Source organism: Ideonella sp. WA131b (assembly GCA_023657425.1).
In the GTDB taxonomy this organism is placed as follows: domain Bacteria; phylum Pseudomonadota; class Gammaproteobacteria; order Burkholderiales; family Burkholderiaceae_C; genus Rubrivivax.
Genome location: JAGTJW010000001.1, coordinates 1,827,973 through 1,845,233, shown reverse-complemented (window position 1 = coordinate 1,845,233; position 17,261 = coordinate 1,827,973). Strand labels below are relative to the sequence as shown.

Here is a 17,261-nt window from a genome sequence, read left to right as displayed (position 1 = left end):
AGCGGAATTCAGCGGGGTAGATGGGCTAGACTCGCGCCGCCACAGCAGAACGCCTATGCCCGCGACGCCCCTTTACCGCCGCCTCGAGCTGAACTTCCACACCCAGTATGCCGAGGTCAAGGAACGGGCGCGGACAGAGCTTGAGCTGCTGCCCGGCACCCCCGGGACCCTGACGCTGCGATCCATCAAGGGGCAAGGCTACTGGTATCGGCGCTACAAGTCGGTTGCGGGCAAGGAGGTGGAAGACTTCGTCTGTCGCCAATCCGACAGCGCTGCCCTGCAGGCGATGCAGACGCGGATGGATGCAGCTGTCTGGATGCAGTCCCAGGTGCGGCAGCTTCGCGCACTCGGGATGCAGGTTGCCGATAAAGACGCGGCGCGGCTGCTCGTCGAGCTGCACAACCGGCAGCTTTTTGCCGGGGGGCTGGCAGTCGTCGGTTCCTTGGCCTTCGTGTCGCTGCTCAACGAGCTGGGCGCGGTGGCTGTTGCCGCCAGAACGCAAGACATCGACCTGGCGCGACGGCAAGCGCTGAAGCTGGCAGCACCGGTTTCCTTCCTGCAGACGGTGCAGGCCACGCTTCTGGAGTTCTTCCCGGTGCCCGGCCTCGCGTCCGGCGCACCGTCGACCTCCGTGAAGAGGCCCGGGGCAGAAGGCCTTAGGGTCGACGTGCTGGTGCCGGGCGCCGTGCTGGGCAGCGTCGTGCCCGTGCCCGAGCTGGCCTGGCATGCGCAGACCGTGCCGTTCTTCGACTACCTGCTGCAGGCGCCACGCGGCGGTGCCGTGCTGGCGGGCAGCCATTGCGTACCGGCCAACCTGCCTGACCCCGCACGCTTCTTGTGGCACAAGCTGTACTCCAGCACCCAGCGGCACTCTGACACGGCCAAGGCCCGCAAAGACCTGCAGCAGGCAGCCGTTCTGGCCGCGGTGCTCTCAGACCTGGAAGACGGGGCGCTGGAGCAAGCCGCCGCGGCGGCCCCCGGGCCCGTCATGGAGGCGGCCAGGACGCGGCTGCCTGCGCTGCAGGAGCTTCTTGCCGCCCATCCGGCAGCTGTTGATGCGCTGCGGGCAGCGATGCGCTGGCCGCCTTCTGTGCCAGTTCATCGGGCAAGTTGATTTGCACCGTCGTCATGTTCGCGCCTGGATGTTGTGCCTGAAGCTCAGGCCAGGCTCTCTGCCTTGGGCTGCGAAATCTCCGGCTCGGCCGCCTGCCCGACCGCCATACGCTTGCCCACGTGATGGCACTCCTTGTGATGGATGTCGATGAAGTCCTGGCGCGCATTCTTGGAGAGCCTGACGGGCAGGCTACGGGAGGACATCGGGGTCCGCCGGCTTGCTGGCGGGCGCCTTGGCCTCGCGGGGTCAAGAACGGATGGTTCGCAAGACGCCGGGCGCCGTCGCCAAAAAACCGTTCGCACTGAGCCTGTCGAAGTGCCCACAGGGGCTTCGACAAGCTCAGCCCGAACGGATGGTTTGCGAGGGCTCGGGGTCAAGAACGGATGGTTTGCGAGGGCTCGGGGTCAAGAACGGATGGTTTGCAAGACGCCGGGCGCCGTCGCCAAAAAACCGTTCGCACTGAGCCTGTCGAAGTGCCCACAGGGGCTTCGACAAGCTCAGCCCGAACGGATGGTTTGCGAGGGCTCGGGGTCAAGAACGGATGGTTTGCGAGGGCTCGGGGTCAAGAACGGATGGTTTGCAAGACGCCGGGCGCCGTCGCCAAAAAACCGTTCGCACTGAGCCTGTCGAAGTGCCCACAGGGGCTTCGACAAGCTCAGCCCGAACGGATGGTTTGCGAGGGCTCGGGGTCAAGAACGGATGGTTTGCGAGGGCTCGGGGTCAAGAACGGATGGTTTGCAAGACGCCGGGCGCCGTCGCCAAAAAACCGTTCGCACTGAGCCTGTCGAAGTGCCCGCGGGGGCTTTGGCAAGCAGGGCAAGCCCCGCTTCAGCCGCGCACGTGCGCCGCGTGCGCGCAGAACCACGCGTAGGTCTCTCGCAGGCCCTGTTCCAGCGGGATGCCCGCGCGCCAGCCCAGCGCGGCCAGGCGCGATACGTCCAGCAGCTTGCGCGGCGTGCCGTCGGGCTTGCTCGCATCCCACACCAGCCGGCCAGCGTAGCCCGTGACGCGGGCCACCGTCTCGGCCAGCTCGCGGATGCTGCAGTCCACGCCGGTGCCCACGTTGATGTGGCTGAGCATGGGCTGCGTGTGCTGGCGGTACACCTCGGCCGGCAGGTGCAGCACGTGCACGCTGGCCGCGGCCATGTCGTCCACGTGCAGGAACTCGCGCATGGGCGTGCCGCTGCCCCACACCACCACCTCGGCGTCGCCGCGCTGCGCGGCCTCGTGAAAGCGGCGCATCAGCGCCGGGATGACGTGGCTGTGCTCGGGGTGGAAGTTGTCGCCCGGGCCGTACAGGTTGGTGGGCATCACGCTGCGGTAGTCGCGCCCGTGCTGGCGGTTGTAGCTCTCGCACAGCTTGATGCCGGCAATCTTGGCCACCGCGTAGGGCTCGTTGGTGGGCTCGAGCGGGCCCGTGAGCAGCGCGTCTTCGCGCAGGGGCTGCGGCGCCAGGCGGGGGTAGATGCAGCTCGATCCCAGGAACAGCAGCCGCTGCACGCCGGCACGGTGGGCCCCGTCGATGACGTTGAGCTGGATCTGCAGGTTCTCGGCGATGAAGTCGGCCGGGTAGCTGTTGTTGGCCTGGATGCCGCCCACCTTGGCGGCTGCCAGCACCACGGCGGTGGGCCGCTCGCGCTGCAGCCAGGCGCGCACGGCGGCCTGGTCGGCCAGATCGAGCTGCTCGCGCGGGGCCGTGAGGATGCGGCGGTGGCCCAGCGCCGCCAGCCGCCGCACGATGGCCGAGCCCACCATGCCGCGGTGGCCGGCCACGAACACCGGCGCGTCCAGGTCCGCGGCGGCGTTCACGCGCCGCGTTCCTCGCTGGCCACGGGCGCGTCGTGCCCGTGGGCGCGCAGCAGCGCGGCGCGGCGCGCCAGCTTCAGGTCTTCGGCGGCCATCTCGGCGCACATCTCGCGCGCGGTGATGCGCGGCTCCCAGCCCAGCTGGCGCTTGGCCTTGGCGGGGTCGCCCAGCAGCGTCTCCACCTCGGCGGGCCTGAAGTAACGCGGGTCGACACGCACCACCACGTCGCCCGGCTTCACCGCCGGGGCCTTGGCGGCGTCGTGCACGGCGGCCACCACGGCGCGCTCGTCGGCGCCCTCGCCCTCAAAGCGCAGTTGCAGGCCCAGCTCCTGGGCCGTCCAGCCGATGAAGTCGCGCACCGAGTGCTGCACGCCGGTGGCAATGACGTAGTCCTCAGGCTGGCTCTGCTGCAGCATCAGCCACTGCATGCGCACGTAGTCCTTCGCGTGGCCCCAGTCGCGCAGGGCGCCCAGGTTGCCCATGTACAGGCACGGCGCCAGGCCCTGCGCCACCTGGGCCAGGCCGCGCGTGACCTTGCGCGTGACGAAGGTCTCGCCACGGCGCGGGCTCTCGTGGTTGAACAGGATGCCGTTGCAGGCGTACAGGCCATACGCCTCGCGGTAGTTGACGGTGATCCAGTACGCGTACAGCTTGGCCACGCCGTAGGGGCTGCGCGGGTGGAAGGGCGTGGTCTCGGTCTGCGGCGTCTCGCGCACCAGGCCGTAGAGCTCGGACGTGCTGGCCTGGTAGAAGCGCGTGCGGTCCTTCAGGCCCAGCAGGCGGATGGCCTCGAGCAGCCGCAGCGTGCCCAGGGCGTCGACATCGGCCGTGTACTCCGGCGCCTCAAAGCTCACGGCCACGTGGCTTTGCGCGCCCAGGTTGTAGACCTCGTCGGGCTGCACCTGCTGCAGGATGCGCGTGAGGTTGCTGCCGTCGGTCAGGTCGCCGTGGTGCAGCACGAAGTGGCGGTTGTCGATGTGCGGGTCTTCGTAGATGTGGTCGACACGCTGGGTGTTGAACATCGAGGCGCGGCGCTTGATGCCGTGCACCTCGTAGCCCTGCTCCAGCAGGAACTCGGCGAGGTAGCTGCCGTCCTGGCCGGTGACGCCGGTGATGAGTGCCTTCTTCATGCGATGCCGTAGGTTGAACTGGCGGGATTATCGGTGGCCGGGTGGTCAGCCGGCACCCAGCGCCGCGGCAGCGCGCGCGGGCAGCCATGACGCCCGGGCCTTGACAGTCGACTTTTCGTGCGCACAATAAATAGCCATGGAGGTCAGCTTCGACCCTGCAAAGAACGAACGCAACATCCGGGAACGCGGACTGTCGTTTGCACTCGCAGGGCAGCTCGATTTCGGAGAGGTGCGCATCCATGAGCAGGAAACCCAAGACCCATCCGGTTGACGACGACAACCCCGAATGGACGGCTGACGAGGCTGCCGCTGCCAGGCGCTTGCCCGAGCTGCCCGCCACGCTGCAAGCCAAGCTGCGTGGTCGGCCCAAGTCGGCGGTGGTGAAGGCCCGTTTGACCGTGCGTGTGGAGCCCCAGGCCCTGGAACGATGGCGAGCCAGTGGCCCGGGTTGGCAAACACGCCTGGCAGCGCTGGTGGCGCGCATGGCGCCTTGATGCATGACGCGCACGACCACGCAGCCCGCAGGCTTGCTGCCGCCTCAGATGTCTTCCGGGTTCTGCATCCACGCAGGGATGTCGCGCTGGCCGTGCAGCACACGCCAGACATCGACGCGGTCCGAGCGCTCGACATAGAAGACGAGGTAGGGGTAGCGCGTCAGCGGCCAGGAGCGCAGGCCCGGCAGATTCAGTTCATGCGCGTAGCGAGGTGACCCAGTCGCAGGATAGCGCCCGATGTGCGCGTAGGCCTGCTCCAAGGCGTCGATGAAACCGAGCGCGGCAGCCTCGGCGTCTTCGGCCATGTAGGTCCTGAGTGCATCCTCGACATCCTGCCGGGCCTTGTCGCGCGGGACGACGGGCTTGGGCTTCACGACCGGCTGCGTGTCTTGCTCGCCACCTGGGCCGCGCCGCGAACCCGCTCGCGCAGGCCTTCGAAGTAGGTCTCGTTCACCGGCGCTGTCGATGCCGACGAAGCGCCCGCCAGCAGCCTGTTGCGCAGTTGCAGCCGATCCTGATCGCGGCGGATCAGTTCGCGCACGTACTCGCTGCTGGTGCCGTAGCCACGCTGGCTGACCTGTTCGTCGACGAATGCCTTGAGGCTGTCGGGCAAGGAAATGTTCATTGTGCTCATGCCGGCAGCCTAGATGTCTTGGCAAACCTTGGCAAGGCCGTCTCGGCCGGCGATGCCAGTGATCGGGGCACTCTTCATGTGCTGCCGTGGGTTGAACGGGCGGGATCATCGGCAGCCGGGCGGTATTCCGGCACCCAGCGCCGCAGCAGCGCACGCGCCGCTTCGTCGTCGGCGCCCACGGCCTGCGCCTGGGCCAACCAGCTGCCCAGCGCCGCCGCATCGCCGGCCGCGATGCGCGCCACGCGCAGCCGCTCAACCGGGGTGGGCAGCGTGGCCTCGGTGTCGGCCAGCAGTTCCTCGTAGAGCTTCTCACCGGGGCGCAGGCCGGTGAACTCGATGGCGATCTCATCCACCGTGTGGCCCGACAGGCGGATGAGGTCGCGCGCGAGGTCGACGATCTTCACCGGCTCGCCCATCTCCAGCACCATCACCTGCCCGCTCTCGCCCAGCGCGCCGGCCTGCAGCACCAGGCGTGCGGCTTCGGGGATGGTCATGAAGTAGCGGATGATGTCCGGGTGCGTCACGGTCACGGGGCCGCCGCGTGCGATCTGCTCCTTGAAACGCGGGATGACGCTGCCGCTGCTGCCCAGCACGTTGCCAAAACGCACGGCCATGAAGCGCGTGCCCGGGTGGCGCGCGGCCAGCGCCGTGACGGCCAGCTCGGCCGCGCGCTTGCTGGCGCCCATCACGTTGCTGGGGTTCACGGCCTTGTCGGTGCTGATGAGCACGAAGCGCTCCACACCGGCCAGCGCCGCCGCCTCGGCCGTGAACACGCTGCCCAGCACGTTGTTGGCCAGGGCGGCGGCGGCATTGCGGCCCTCCATCAGCGGCACGTGCTTGTAGGCCGCGGCGTGGAAGACGACGGTCGGCCGCCAGCGGGCCAGCGTGGCCTGCATCCAGGCGGCGTCTTTCACGTCGCCGATCAGCGGCACGCACGGCACCTGCGCGTAGGCCTCGGCCAGCTCCTGCTCGAGCGTGTAGAGGTTGAATTCCGACAGCTCCACCAGCACCAGCCGCGCCGGCCCGAAGCGCGCCACCTGCCGGCACAGCTCGCTGCCGATGCTGCCGCCGGCACCGGTGACCAGCACCACACGGCCGCGCAGCGTGGCCGCGACGCCGGCTTCGTCCAGCACCACGGGCTCGCGGCCGAGCAGGTCTTCCGGTTCGATGTCGCGCAGCCGCTCGACGCGGGCCGCGCCGGTGCGCAGCTCGTCGGCGCTGGGCACGGTGAGCACAGGCAGGCCGGTGGCCGCGGCCAGGTCGAAGGCGCGGCGGCGCTCGGCCCGCGTGGCCGAGGGCATGGCCACCACGATGTGCGTGGCCGCGCCCTCGCTGCCGGGACCGGCGTGATGCGGCAGCGTGTGCAGCGGGCCGAGCACGGGCACGCCGCCGACCACGGCACCCTGCTTGCCGGGATCGTCGTCCAGCAGGCCCAGCACGGCCCAGCCCTGGGCGCGCAGGCCTGCCAGCAGCAGCCGCGCCGCCGCGCCGGCCCCCAGCACCACGGCGCGCCGCACCTCGCCCACCGGCCCGGCGATGCGGCCGCGCAGGTGCTCGTAGAACATGCGGTAGCTCATGCGCACCAGCGCCAGGCCCATGAGCGTGACCACCGGGTGCAGCGCCAGCACCGAGCGCGGGATCTTCACCAGCCCCGCGGCCATGATCACCGCCGCGCTCAGGCCACCGGCGAGCGCGCAGGCCAGCGCGAAGCGCTGCACGTCGCCAAAGCCCGAGAAGCGCCACAGCCCCCGGGGCACGCGCAGCAGCCAGAAGGCCGCCACGTAGGCCAGCACCACGCCGGCCAGCACCCACGTGTCGTAGCCGGCGCGTGCCACGAACCATCGCTCGAACCCCAGGCGGAACAGGTAGGTGGCGTTCCAGCACAGCGCCACCACCGCGGCGTCGACGAGCAGCGCCTGTGGGCGCCGGTGCGAACGTGTTGAGTTCTGGCCGGTTTCGAAATGCTGAGGGGATCGCGGAGGGAGTGGCGTGATGCCGGCGCTGACGCGGCACGCAGTGGATGCCGGCGTGCTTCAGATCTCGGCGTGTGACTGGCCGCGGTAGCTCTTGCCTTCGATCACGACGGTCTCGACGTGGTGCAGCAGCCTGTCCAGGAGTGCCGAGGCCAGGGTCGCGTCGTTGTTGAAGATCCCGGCCCATTGCTTGTACGGGCGATTCGTTGTCAACAGCGTGGTGCCGCGCTCGTAGCGGTGGCTGATGATCTGGAACAGGCAGTCGGCGCCGAACTTGTCGATGGGCAGGTAGCCCAGCTCGTCGATGCACAGCACCTCGGGCTTGACGTAGGCTGCCAGCGCCCGCTTGAGGCCGCCGGCGGCCTGCGCGGTGGCCAGCGTGTTGATGATGTCGATGGCGCCGGTGAACAGCACCGAGTGCCCGCGCTGGCACGCTGCATAGCCCAGGGCCGTCATCAAGTGGCTCTTGCCCAGGCCGACGCCGGAGATGAACACCACGTTGGCGTGCCGGGCCACGAAGTCCAGGTGGAACAGGTTCTGTATCTGCGGCCGGTTGATCTTGGTGGGCCAGTTCCAGTCGAACTTGTCGATGGTCTTGAGCACGGGGAAGCGGGCCTGGCGGATGCAGCGCTGCACGCGTCGGTCCTCGCGCTGGGCGGCCTCGCCGTTGAGCAGCTCGGCGAAGTAGGCCAAGTGCGACCACTGCTTGTCGGCGGCGGCCTTGGCCAGTGGCTGGTAGTTCTCGCGCATGAACGGCAGGTTCAGCGCGGTGAGCTTGGCCTGCGCGGACAGGGCATCGGGGTGGGCGTGGCGTGCTCGCATGGTTGTCGCTCCTTCACTCACGGTCGTAGATGGACAGGTCGGGCGCGGGGATCTCGATGTCGAGCAGGTCGGCACTGCGGGTGAGCTGCAGGGCGGCGGGCTCGGCCCCGATGCGCCGGCGCGCGGCCAGGATGTGGGCGATGTACTCGGCGCTGAAGGCCTGCAGCTCCAGACCGTCGTCGATGGCGCGCTCGACGGCCTCGCGGCCGTGCATCTCGGCCAGGGCGAGGATCTGGCGCAGGTGCACCCGGGCGTTCACACGCCGGGCCTCCAGGCCCTCGCGGTAGGCTTGGGCGCGCGGCGACAGGGCCAGGAACTGCACCAGCAGGCGTTGCTCGCGGGCGCTCTTGCGCTGCTGGGCGAGTTGCTGGGCGTGCTCGGCAAGCTCGAAGTCCTTGTTGCGCTGCATGCTTCGCGCGTGGAGCGCGACGAGTTGGTCGTGGGCATAGATGCACAAGCGGTCGGCCCAGGCCTTCAGGGTCAGGCGTTGACCCACATGGCGCGAGGGCACGGAGTAGGTGTTGGAGTCCAGCGCGACGCGGAACTGCTTGTTGACGCTTGCCGTGCGCACGCGTGCGAGGTCGAACCCGACGGGGTTGAGCCGCTTGAGGCGGGCGCGCTCTTCCTCGAACATGTCCACGGGTCGGCGCTGGGTGGCGCCGTGCACGCGCACGTCGGCCACCGTGTCCACCCACAGCTGCGCGGCGGGCTGCACGGCGCTGAAGTCGATGAACTCCTGGCCGGCCAGGAAGTTCTTCTTCACGTAACCCACGCCGTTCTCCACGCGTCCCTTCTCCCAACCCGAAGCCACGTTGCAGGGGGTGATCTGGAAGCCCCAATGGCGCGAGAAGTCGAGGTACTTGGGGTTGAACACCGGCGCCTCACCGACCAGGCGCTTGAGCACGGCGGACTTCAGGTTGTCGACCATCAGCCGCGCGGGCACTGAACCGAAGGCGGCGAAGGCGTTCTCGTGGCAGGCCAGGAAGAACTCCATCTCCTGCGACACGGTGAACTCCAGGTACATGCGCCGGCTGTAGCACAGCACCATCACGAAGAAGCTCAGGCGCCGGCGCGTGTTGCCCACGGCGACGGTGCCGAACTCACCCCAGTCGAGCTGCGCGCACTCGCCCGGCTCGAAGTCCAGCTTGAGGAAGGCCGGCCGCTGTCGCGGGCGGATGCGGTGCACGTAGTCCTTGACGATGGTGATGCCGCCGCCGTAGCCGGCCTCGAGCAGCCGCTGGTAGATCTGCTGGGCGCTGTACGGGTGGGCGTCGAGCCAGCGCACGATCTGGCCCTTGAAGGCGTCGAGCTTGCTGGCGCGCAGCACGGCCTTGCGCGCTCGGAACTGTTCGGCCTGCGCCCACCGGGCGACGGTGCGTACATCCAGGCCCAGCGCTCGCGCGGTCTGCGCCACCGTGAGTTGCTGGCGCACCAGGTGGTCACGGATGCGGCAGTAGGTCTCGTAGTCAACCACGGCGCGCTCGAGCCTGCTGCAGCAGCGCGGCCAGGCTCACGGGCTGGCCGCCGGTGTTGGCCCCGGCAACGCCCGGTGGACGCGGCGCCGGGCGCTGCGCCGCCACGGTCCCCGGCAGGGCCAGCACCTGGTACAGCGGCGAGCGATAGGCGATGAGATCCAGCTCGATGAGCTGCTGGCGTGCCGCGGCGAACTGCTCGTCACTCAGGTGCAGCCGCCGGGCGAGCGTGGCCGAGCCGTAGTAGCTCAGGCCCTGGGCATCGGACACCGTGACCAGGAACAGGTACAGCGCCGCCGAGCGGGCCTCACAGCGGTCGATGAAGTGCTGCTGCACGAGCGCCTGGTCAACCCAGCTGAACTGCTCGGGGACCTGGCGCAGCCGCTCGGGCCGAAGTAGCTGCTTGATGGCCTTCACCGCACCTCCCGTTGATCACGTCGCGCCCAAGTTGTACGAGGCGCCGGGTGGTGCTGGCCATGTCATCTTGTAGCGCCGGCTGGAACAGATGGGCCACAAGCCCCGCCAGCAAAGGCGATTCGGCGATCAAGAGATCTTGTAACGCCACGGTCGGGGGCGCCCCGGGAGCCTCGACACGATTGGCCGATTCCTCAATCGAATCAGGCACTTGCAGCGGCAAGAGATCTTGTAACGCCCGCGGCGGGCGCACCCGGTCGCAGCTGTAGCCGGGATGCGCGGCGCGCCAAGCCTGGACGCGGGCGACGTGCACGGGGCCGCTGAAGTAGTCGCGGTTGGATGGCTTGGACAACCAGGCGGCCTGGCTGGCTGCCTTGCTCGCGCGCCGGCAATCGACGGCGCAGCAGTAGCGCTGACGTTCACCGCTGCGATGGTCGGGGAGGAAAAACTCCCCGCACGACATGCACTTGCGCTGTCCCGCCTTGGCCATCGTCGCTCCCCAACGAACCCGTCGAGCGCGACAACCACCTCGAGCGAACACTCGTCGGCGCAGAGTCTGAAGAAGAAGGAGAACGGAGCTGAAGAAGACCGTCAGAGACGGTGATCCGAAGAAGACGGATCAGCAAGAACACGCACGTTCAGACCGGCTGAAAGAAGACAAATTCAAGCCGGCGCCCACAGCGCCAGCGGCTCGCGGTGGCGGCGCAGGCGCGCCAGCAGCAGGTCGAGCCGGTGCCAGAGGCCTAAAGCGGCGGCGGCCTTCATGGGCTTGGCCGCCGCCGCAGCAGCGCACGCACCGTGCGCGCCAGCACGGCCAGGTCTGATGCCAGTGTGGCGCGCTCGGCGTAGGCCGCCGCCTGCGCTACCTTGCGCGGGAGGATGCGCTCGACGTACTCGCGCTCGGGGTCGGCCGCGGCGGCCAGCAGCGCGGCTTCATCAAGGTGCTCCAGCGAGGCCGGGTCGGTGATGCCAGGGCGCACGGCCAGCGCGCGCGCGCAACTCTGGCGAGACCAGCGCCACGTAGCGCGGCACCTCGGGGCGCGGGCCCACCAGACTCATGTGGCCCGCGAGCACGTTCAGCAGCTGCGGCAGCTCGTCGAGCCGCGTGCGGCGCAGCCAGCGGCCGGCGCGGGTGATGCGGGCATCGTTCCCCACGGTGAGCGGCAGACCCGTGGCACCGGCTTCCGCCACATGGCGCATGGTGCGGAACTTGTGGATGACAAACGGCACACCGTGGCGGCCCACGCGCTGCTGGCCAAAAAACACCGGCCCGGGCGAGTCGAGCCGGATCCAGGCCGCGATGGCCAGCATGGGCAGGGCCAGCAGCAGCAGCACGAGCAGGCTCACGGCGATGTCGAACAGACGCTTGGCCATGGGCTCATTGCACCGCGCTATGCGACCGCACCCAGCTCGCGCCAGCTCAGCACGCGGTGGTCTTCGCGATCGAAGCCCTCGTCGCCACCGTAGACCAAGGTGGTGCCCGCCGCCTGGGCACCGGCGGCGGCCCGCCAGCGGCGGGCGGCGTCCATCCAGTCCGCGACATAGGTGGTGCCCGACTTGCACTCCACGCTGTGCAGGCGGCCGGCAGACTCGAAGAGCAGGTCCACCTCCAGGCCGTGGTTGTCGCGCCAGAAGTAGAGGTCCGCGGGCAGGCCGAGGTTGTATCGGTGCTTCAGGGCCTCGGCCACGACCCAGGTCTCGAAGACGGCACCTCGGGCGGGGTGGATCAGCAGCTCCTCCGCCGAGCCGATGCGCAGCAGCCAGCACAGCAGGCCGGTGTCCAGGAAATACAGCTTGGGTGTCTTGACCAGGCGTTTGCCGAAATTGCGGTGATGCGGTGGCAGCAGCGTCAGCAGATGGCTGGCCTGGAGCACCGTGAGCCACTGGCGGGCGGTGGGCTGGCTGATGCCGCAGTCGGACGCCATGGCGTTGAGGTTCAGCAGCTGCCCGCTGCGCGCCGCACACATGGCCACGAAACGCTGGAAGAGCTGCAGGTTGGCCACGTTGAGCAGCTGGCGCACGTCACGTTCGACGTAAGTGGCCATGTAGCTGGCGTACCAGTGTTCGGGGCGCAGTTGGCGGCCCTCGGCGTGGAGCGTCGGGTAGCTGCCCTGCCAGAGGCGCTGCTCCAGCGTGCCTGGGCGCCCCTGCAGTTCGGCGTTGCTCAGCGGCAGCAGCGTCAGCAGGCCGGCCCGGCCGGCCAAAGACTGCGTCACGCCGTCCATCAGGCCGAACTGCTGCGAGCCGGTGAGCACCCAGCGCCCCATCTGCGGTGACGCATCGGCCACGCCGAGAAGGTAGGACAGCAGCTGCGGCGCGCGCTGGACCTCGTCGAGCACCGCACCACCCGCCAGCCGGCCGAAGAAACGCCGCGGGTCGGAGCTGGCCAGCGCGCGCGTGTCAGGATCCTCGAGGTTCACATAGGGCAGCTGCGGGAAGCCCTGGCGCGCCAGGGTCGTCTTGCCCGACTGGCGCGGGCCTGTGATCACCAGCACCGGGAAGCCCAGGGCGAGCTGGTGCAGCGTGGTCGCAGCCTGGCGGGTGATCATGGCAAGGATGGAAGGGCCGGGGTGGGCCGGCTACTTGTACTGTTTCAAAGTTGGATCTTGAAATTGTACAGATCCAGACCGGGCGCCCAGCGCCTGCCGCACGGCCGCTGCCACGCGCTGCACGTCGGCCAGCCCCATGCGCGTGTAAAGCGGCAGGCTCAGCATGCGCTCGTAGGCCCTCTGGCTGTGCGGAAACTGCGCGGGGTGCAGGGCGTAGCGGTCGCGCCAGTACGGGTGCAGGTGCAGGGGGATGTAGTGCACGCTGCAGCCGATGCCGGCTGCGTAGAGGCTTTCGATGAGCCGGTCGCGTTCGATGCCGGCGCCCTCGGCCAGGCGCAGCACGTAGAGGTGCCAGGCGTGCTGGTCGCCGGCCAGGGGCTGCGGCGGCAGCACCAGCGGCAACCCGGCCAGGGCTTCGTCGTAGTCCGCCGCCAGCTGGCAGCGCTGCGCATGGAAGGCCTGCGCTCGGCTGAGCTGCTGGATGCCCAGCGCCGCCGCGATGTCCGTCAGGTTGTACTTGAAGCCCGGCGCCACGATCTCGTAGTACCAGGCCGGCACGTTGGCGGTGTAGCGGTCGAAGGCGTCGCGGTTCATGCCGTGCAGGCGCATGAGCCTGGCGCGCCGGGCCAGGGCCTCGTTGCGCGTCACCAGCATGCCGCCTTCGCCCGTGGTGATGGTCTTGTTGGCATAGAAGCTGAAGACCGTGGCGTCGCTGCCGAGCGTGCCCACCAGGCGGCCCTGGCAGGTGGTGGGCAGTGCGTGCGCGGCGTCTTCCACCACCTTCAGGCCGTGCTTGCTGGCGATGGCCAGCAAGGCCGGCATGTCGGCCGCCAGGCCGGCGTAGTGCACCGGGATGATCGCCTTGGTGCGCGGCGTGATGGCGGCTTCCACCGCGGCCGGGTCGATGTTGAGCGTGGCCGGGTCCACGTCCACCAGCTTCACGTCGGCGCCGAGGTAGCGCACCACCTCGGCGGTGGCGGTGAAGGTGTGGGTGGTGGTGATGACCTCGTCGCCGGGGCCGATGCCCACGGCCTCCAGCGCCAGGTGCAGGCCGGCGGTGGCGCTGTTGACGGCGATGCAGTGCAGAGCCTCGTCGCCCAGGAACTGCGCGAAGGCGCGCTCGAAGCGGGCCGCCTTGGGGCCGGTGGTCACCCAGCCCGAGCGCAGCGTGTCCACGACCTCGGCGATCTCGGCCTCGCCGATGTCGGGCAGGGCAAAGGGCAGGAAGGGTGGCTGGGGCGGGGCGGGCTGATCAGGCATCGGGTTTGGCGATCCACGCCAGGCGGTGGGTGCGCAGCAGCGGCACGGTGTTCAGCAGGGCCGGCAGCGCCGGGTGCAGCGCCGCGGCCCGGCGCGCCAGCGGCGGCGCCAGCGTGACGCGGCGGGCATCGATGCTAGCGGCCGGGAACAGCCGCCGCAGTTCGGCCAAGGGCATGCCGGCGACGTCGGGGTTGCGGGGGTTGCCCACGGCGAAGTCGTACCAGATGACCGCGCCGCCGGGCTTGAGCCAGGCCCACAGGCGCGCCGCCAGGCGGGCGCGGAAGCCGGGGTCGAGCAGGCTGCTGAAGACGGTGCTCTGCAGGATCAGGTCGAGCCCGGCGTCGGGCAGCGGCAGGGCCAGGGCGTCGCCCGGCAGCACGCGCACGGCGGTGGGCAGGCGGGCGCGGGCGGCGGCGGCGCGCTCGGGCAGCAACTCGTTGGCCAGCAGGTGGGCGGGCTCGAAACCAAGGCCGATGAGATCGAGCAGGTTGCCGCCCTGGCCGCAGCCCACCTCAAGCAGGCGCAGCTCGCCCAGCGGGGCGCGGGCGTGGCGGCGCAGCAAGGCGGCCAGCACGCGCAGGCGCTCGTGGCGGGCCTGCATCACCTCGGGGCGCAGCGGGCCGTACAGGCCGGCCAGCGCCGCGCGGCGCGCGTAGCGGCCGGCCATCGCGGCGACGTCGTCGTCGGGCTCTTGCATGGCGGGCCTCAGGCGATCAGCGCGTGAGGCGCGTCATGGCCGCGGCCGGGCCGCGGCGCAGGACCACCCGCTCGAACAGCGCGCGGCCGAAGCCCAGGCCGTAGCCCAGCTGCATGCAGGCGGTGGCCAGGGCCACGCGCAGGGCCAGTCGCGGCGCGGCCAGCAGCCCGTTGGCCAGCAGCGCCAGCGCGTAGGCACCGCCCAGCGCGGCCAGGGCCGCGGCGGCCGGCGCCCACCACGGCGCGGCCAGCGCCAGCAGCAGCAAGGTGGCCACAAAGCCAAAGGGCACCAGGTGGCGCGCCGAGGCCGGCAGCCGGTGCTTGCGGATGACGGCCAGCTTCCAGTAGCCGTACTGGAAGAACTGCCGCCCCAGCGCGCCCAGGCTCTCGCGCGGGGTGTAGTGGCTGACGATGCGCGCGTCTTGCCAGACGCGGCCACCGCCGCGGGTGATGCGCAGCGCCAGCTCGTCATCTTGGTTGCGCACCAGCGCCTCGTCGAAGCCGCCCAGGGCCAGCAGCGTCTCGCGCCGCCAGGCGCCGAGGTAGACGGTGTCGACCGGGCCGCTATAGCCCTCGCGCCGCGAGGCCGCGCCGCCGCTGCCAAAGCGGCTGCGGAAGGCCGCCGCGATGGCCCGGCCGGTGGCGCCCTCGCCCACCGGCCGCCAGGCGCCACCCACGCAGTCGGCGCCGGTCTCGGCCAGCACCTGCGCGCACATCGCCACGTAGTCGGGGGCGTAGCGGGTGTGCACGTCCATGCGCACCAGCACCTCGCCGCGGCTGGCGGCGATGGCGCGGTTCAGCGCCACGGGGGTGATGCGCTCGGGGTTGTCGAGCACACGCAGCCGCGGCTCCGCCGCCGCCAGCGCGTCGAGCCGCTGGCGCGTGCCGTCGTCGCTGGCGCCGTCGGCCACCACGAGCTCGAGCTCGCTGCCCGCGGGCAGGCGCTGGGCCCGCACGGCGGCCACGAAGGCGTCGATGAACGCGGCTTCGTTGCGGCAGGGCACGATGACGGAGACACGCACAGGGCAGCAGGCAGCAGGCGGGCCCGGGGCGGGCGTGGGCGCGGATTCTCGCCCAGGGCGGGGCGCGCGCGGGGCTGGATGGCTGCCGCCCACGCGCCTACAGGCCGCTGCGCCTGCCGCCTGGCCGCCTCATGAGCGCGCGAAGCCACTTCCAGGCCATCCAGCCAGCCAGATGGGCGGCCTGCCACGGGCCCGAGTGGCGGTGCACGACCCGCAGCGTCTCGCCGAGCGGCAAGGAGCTGCTCAGACCGCCCGGCCCCACCCGACTGCGCAGCGAAGGCAGGTGCTCGGCCTGCGCCCCTTGCTTCCAGAGGCGCAGGTTGAAGTCCCAGTCGCCATAGACGCGCAAACGCGGGTCGAACGGCGGCTGCAGATGGGCCCGCTTGTGCACCAGCAGTGCCTGGTGGTGCAGCGTGTTGCCGAAGCGCAGCTCGTCGGTGTAGCGCGACACGAAGGGCGTTTCGCCAACGGTCGCCTCGCCGTAGATCAACACCACCCCGCGGCTGCGCGCCTGCAGCAGCTCGGCCGCGGAGGGCAGCGATTCCAGCCGGTCGTCGGCCCCCAGGAAGAGGATGTACGACTCGTCCTCCGCAAGGGCCCAGCCCTTGTTCATGGCGTCGTAGATGCCGGCATCCGGCTCGCTCTGCCAATGCGCGAGCCGGCCGCGCATGGCGCGCAGGCAGGCCAGCGTGCCGTCGCTGGAGGCGCCGTCGATCACCACGTGCGCGACATCGGGGCGTTGCAGCGCCTGGACGCTGGCGATGGCCTGCCCGAGCAGCGCGCCGGGATTGCGGCACACGGTGACCACGGTCACGGCCGCGGCACCGAGCGCGGCGGCATCGGTCCATCGTTCGGCCGTCTGCGGGATGCGCTCAGACACGGCGGAACAACCCGTTGCACTGAAGCACCGGCCCGATCAGCATGAGCGGATCGTCATGGCTCTACACCCGCCTGAGGACGCACAGGATGTGGTCCTTCGTCAGGCCCGCCCCGAGCGGACCGGGGTCCGCGTCGGCAGCGTTGGCCGCGCCGGCCGCGTCGGCCGCGGCGTGGCGCCGTCGCGGCAGCGATGTGCCGGTGGAAAAGGCCCGCACAGTCCGGAGCAAGGTCTTGATCCGCCGCACGGGCGGCGGCAGCCGGCTGTGCGAGAAGGACTGCAGCTCGGTCACCTGCAACGAGGCCCGGCCGCCCATCCGCGCGAGCCAGCCCGGCCCGATGAAGCTGATGTGCTCGGCGTACTGGCAGTACCAGAAGCGGGCCTTCAGCAGCCGCCACAGCCAGGCCTCGGCGTTGCCGGTGGTGATGATGAGACGGCCGTCTTCGCGCAGAAGGCTGGCGAGCCCTTGCAGGAAGGCCAGGGGGTTGCCGAAGTGCTCGATGACATCGCACGCGGTGATGAGGTCGAAACGCTGGCCGGCGGATGCCAGCTGATGCCAGTGCCCGGCGATGACGCGCACGCCGCGGGACTCGGCGATGGCCGCGGCCGCGGCGTTGGGTTCGACGCCGTAAAGACGGCAAGGCTTGGGCAGCGTGGCCAGCAGATGCCCGGTGTAGCAGCCGACGTCCAGCACATCGAGCGGGGCATCGCCGACGCGGCTGCGGATCAGGCGGAAGTCCTCGCGATCGTCGCGCGGCTCCCAGACTTCGGGGCTGCCCTGGGCGTAGAGCGAGAGGTAGGCGTCGTCATCGAAGATGGGCGTGCGGAACAGGAACCCGCAGGCGCCACAACGCTGCAGGCAGCCGCCCGCGAGCGGGCGTTCGAGCCGGGTGCCGGCAAATTCGGCGACATCGGGCAACCTGCCGATGGGCAGGGTGTCCAGACTGCCGCAGGTGCGGCACGCGGTGGCGGTGTGTGGCAGGGAAGGGCTCATGCGG

General features: G+C 70.3%; 17 protein-coding genes and 1 pseudogene. 2 read left to right on the top strand and 16 right to left on the bottom strand.

Annotation, left to right across the window (positions count from 1 at the left end; genetic code table 11):
* The first annotated feature begins 55 nt into the window (after window positions 1–55).
* Entirely contained in the window at window positions 56–1,114 is a 1,059-nt protein-coding gene (locus tag KA711_08480; GenBank protein ID MCM0609021.1) for a hypothetical protein, read from the top strand.
* A gap of 44 nt (window positions 1,115–1,158) precedes the next feature.
* Here the strand turns inward: KA711_08480 and KA711_08475 are convergent, their stop codons facing one another.
* The 3 genes from KA711_08475 to gmd form a co-directional block, all read right to left on the bottom strand.
* Window positions 1,159–1,317, bottom strand: a complete 159-nt coding sequence (locus KA711_08475; GenBank protein MCM0609020.1) for a hypothetical protein — start codon at window positions 1,315–1,317, stop codon at window positions 1,159–1,161.
* 625 nt (window positions 1,318–1,942) lie between these two features.
* The gene (locus KA711_08470; GenBank protein ID MCM0609019.1) at window positions 1,943–2,905 is read right to left on the bottom strand and encodes a GDP-L-fucose synthase; all 963 of its coding nucleotides are present in this window, start codon (window positions 2,903–2,905) and stop codon (window positions 1,943–1,945) included.
* A gap of 14 nt (window positions 2,906–2,919) precedes the next feature.
* A complete protein-coding gene (gene gmd / locus KA711_08465) occupies window positions 2,920–4,050 on the bottom strand; it encodes a GDP-mannose 4,6-dehydratase (GenBank protein ID MCM0609018.1) in 1,131 nt (376 codons plus the stop codon).
* Window positions 4,051–4,289: 239 nt separating this feature from the next.
* Here gmd and KA711_08460 point away from each other — a divergent pair, with 239 nt between their 5' ends.
* A complete protein-coding gene (locus KA711_08460; GenBank protein MCM0609017.1) occupies window positions 4,290–4,544 on the top strand; it encodes a BrnA antitoxin family protein in 255 nt (84 codons plus the stop codon).
* 44 nt (window positions 4,545–4,588) lie between these two features.
* Here KA711_08460 and KA711_08455 read toward each other — a convergent pair whose 3' ends face one another.
* The 13 genes and pseudogenes from KA711_08455 to KA711_08395 form a co-directional block, all read right to left on the bottom strand.
* Window positions 4,589–4,918, bottom strand: a complete 330-nt coding sequence (locus KA711_08455; protein ID MCM0609016.1) for a type II toxin-antitoxin system RelE/ParE family toxin — start codon at window positions 4,916–4,918, stop codon at window positions 4,589–4,591.
* A complete protein-coding gene (locus KA711_08450; protein ID MCM0609015.1) occupies window positions 4,915–5,178 on the bottom strand; it encodes a type II toxin-antitoxin system ParD family antitoxin in 264 nt (87 codons plus the stop codon). The genes KA711_08455 and KA711_08450 overlap by 4 nt, the downstream gene beginning before the upstream one ends.
* A 74-nt stretch (window positions 5,179–5,252) precedes the next feature.
* Complete coding sequence (locus tag KA711_08445) at window positions 5,253–7,172, bottom strand: polysaccharide biosynthesis protein (protein ID MCM0609014.1); 1,920 nt, start codon at window positions 7,170–7,172, stop codon at window positions 5,253–5,255.
* A 39-nt stretch (window positions 7,173–7,211) separates the two neighbouring features.
* On the bottom strand, window positions 7,212–7,973 hold the full coding sequence (gene istB / locus KA711_08440) for an IS21-like element helper ATPase IstB (protein ID MCM0609013.1): 762 nt from the start codon (window positions 7,971–7,973) through the stop codon (window positions 7,212–7,214).
* 13 nt (window positions 7,974–7,986) lie between these two features.
* Complete coding sequence (gene istA, locus KA711_08435; protein ID MCM0609012.1) at window positions 7,987–9,447, bottom strand: IS21 family transposase; 1,461 nt, start codon at window positions 9,445–9,447, stop codon at window positions 7,987–7,989.
* Window positions 9,440–9,862, bottom strand: coding sequence for a hypothetical protein (locus tag KA711_08430; GenBank protein MCM0609011.1), 423 nt, complete (start codon window positions 9,860–9,862; stop codon window positions 9,440–9,442). Before KA711_08430 ends, istA begins: the two co-directional genes overlap by 8 nt.
* A gap of 758 nt (window positions 9,863–10,620) precedes the next feature.
* Window positions 10,621–11,233 (bottom strand): annotated as a pseudogene (locus KA711_08425) (sugar transferase).
* A gap of 17 nt (window positions 11,234–11,250) precedes the next feature.
* Complete coding sequence (locus KA711_08420; protein MCM0609010.1) at window positions 11,251–12,408, bottom strand: ATP-binding protein; 1,158 nt, start codon at window positions 12,406–12,408, stop codon at window positions 11,251–11,253.
* Window positions 12,409–12,438: 30 nt separating this feature from the next.
* Window positions 12,439–13,668: a DegT/DnrJ/EryC1/StrS family aminotransferase gene (locus KA711_08415; GenBank protein MCM0609009.1), complete on the bottom strand. Its 1,230-nt coding sequence runs from the start codon at window positions 13,666–13,668 to the stop codon at window positions 12,439–12,441.
* Window positions 13,661–14,365 (bottom strand): methyltransferase domain-containing protein, encoded by a 705-nt coding sequence (locus tag KA711_08410; protein ID MCM0609008.1) that lies wholly within the window; start codon window positions 14,363–14,365, stop codon window positions 13,661–13,663. The genes KA711_08415 and KA711_08410 overlap by 8 nt, the downstream gene beginning before the upstream one ends.
* 16 nt (window positions 14,366–14,381) lie before the next feature.
* Window positions 14,382–15,386 carry a glycosyltransferase family 2 protein gene (locus KA711_08405; GenBank protein MCM0609007.1) on the bottom strand — a complete coding sequence of 335 codons (1,005 nt, stop codon included), beginning with the start codon at window positions 15,384–15,386 and terminating at the stop codon, window positions 14,382–14,384.
* 97 nt (window positions 15,387–15,483) lie between these two features.
* Window positions 15,484–16,266: a glycosyltransferase gene (locus KA711_08400; GenBank protein ID MCM0609006.1), complete on the bottom strand. Its 783-nt coding sequence runs from the start codon at window positions 16,264–16,266 to the stop codon at window positions 15,484–15,486.
* A gap of 61 nt (window positions 16,267–16,327) precedes the next feature.
* On the bottom strand, window positions 16,328–17,257 hold the full coding sequence (locus tag KA711_08395) for a class I SAM-dependent methyltransferase (GenBank protein ID MCM0609005.1): 930 nt from the start codon (window positions 17,255–17,257) through the stop codon (window positions 16,328–16,330).
* Window positions 17,258–17,261 lie beyond the last annotated feature (4 nt).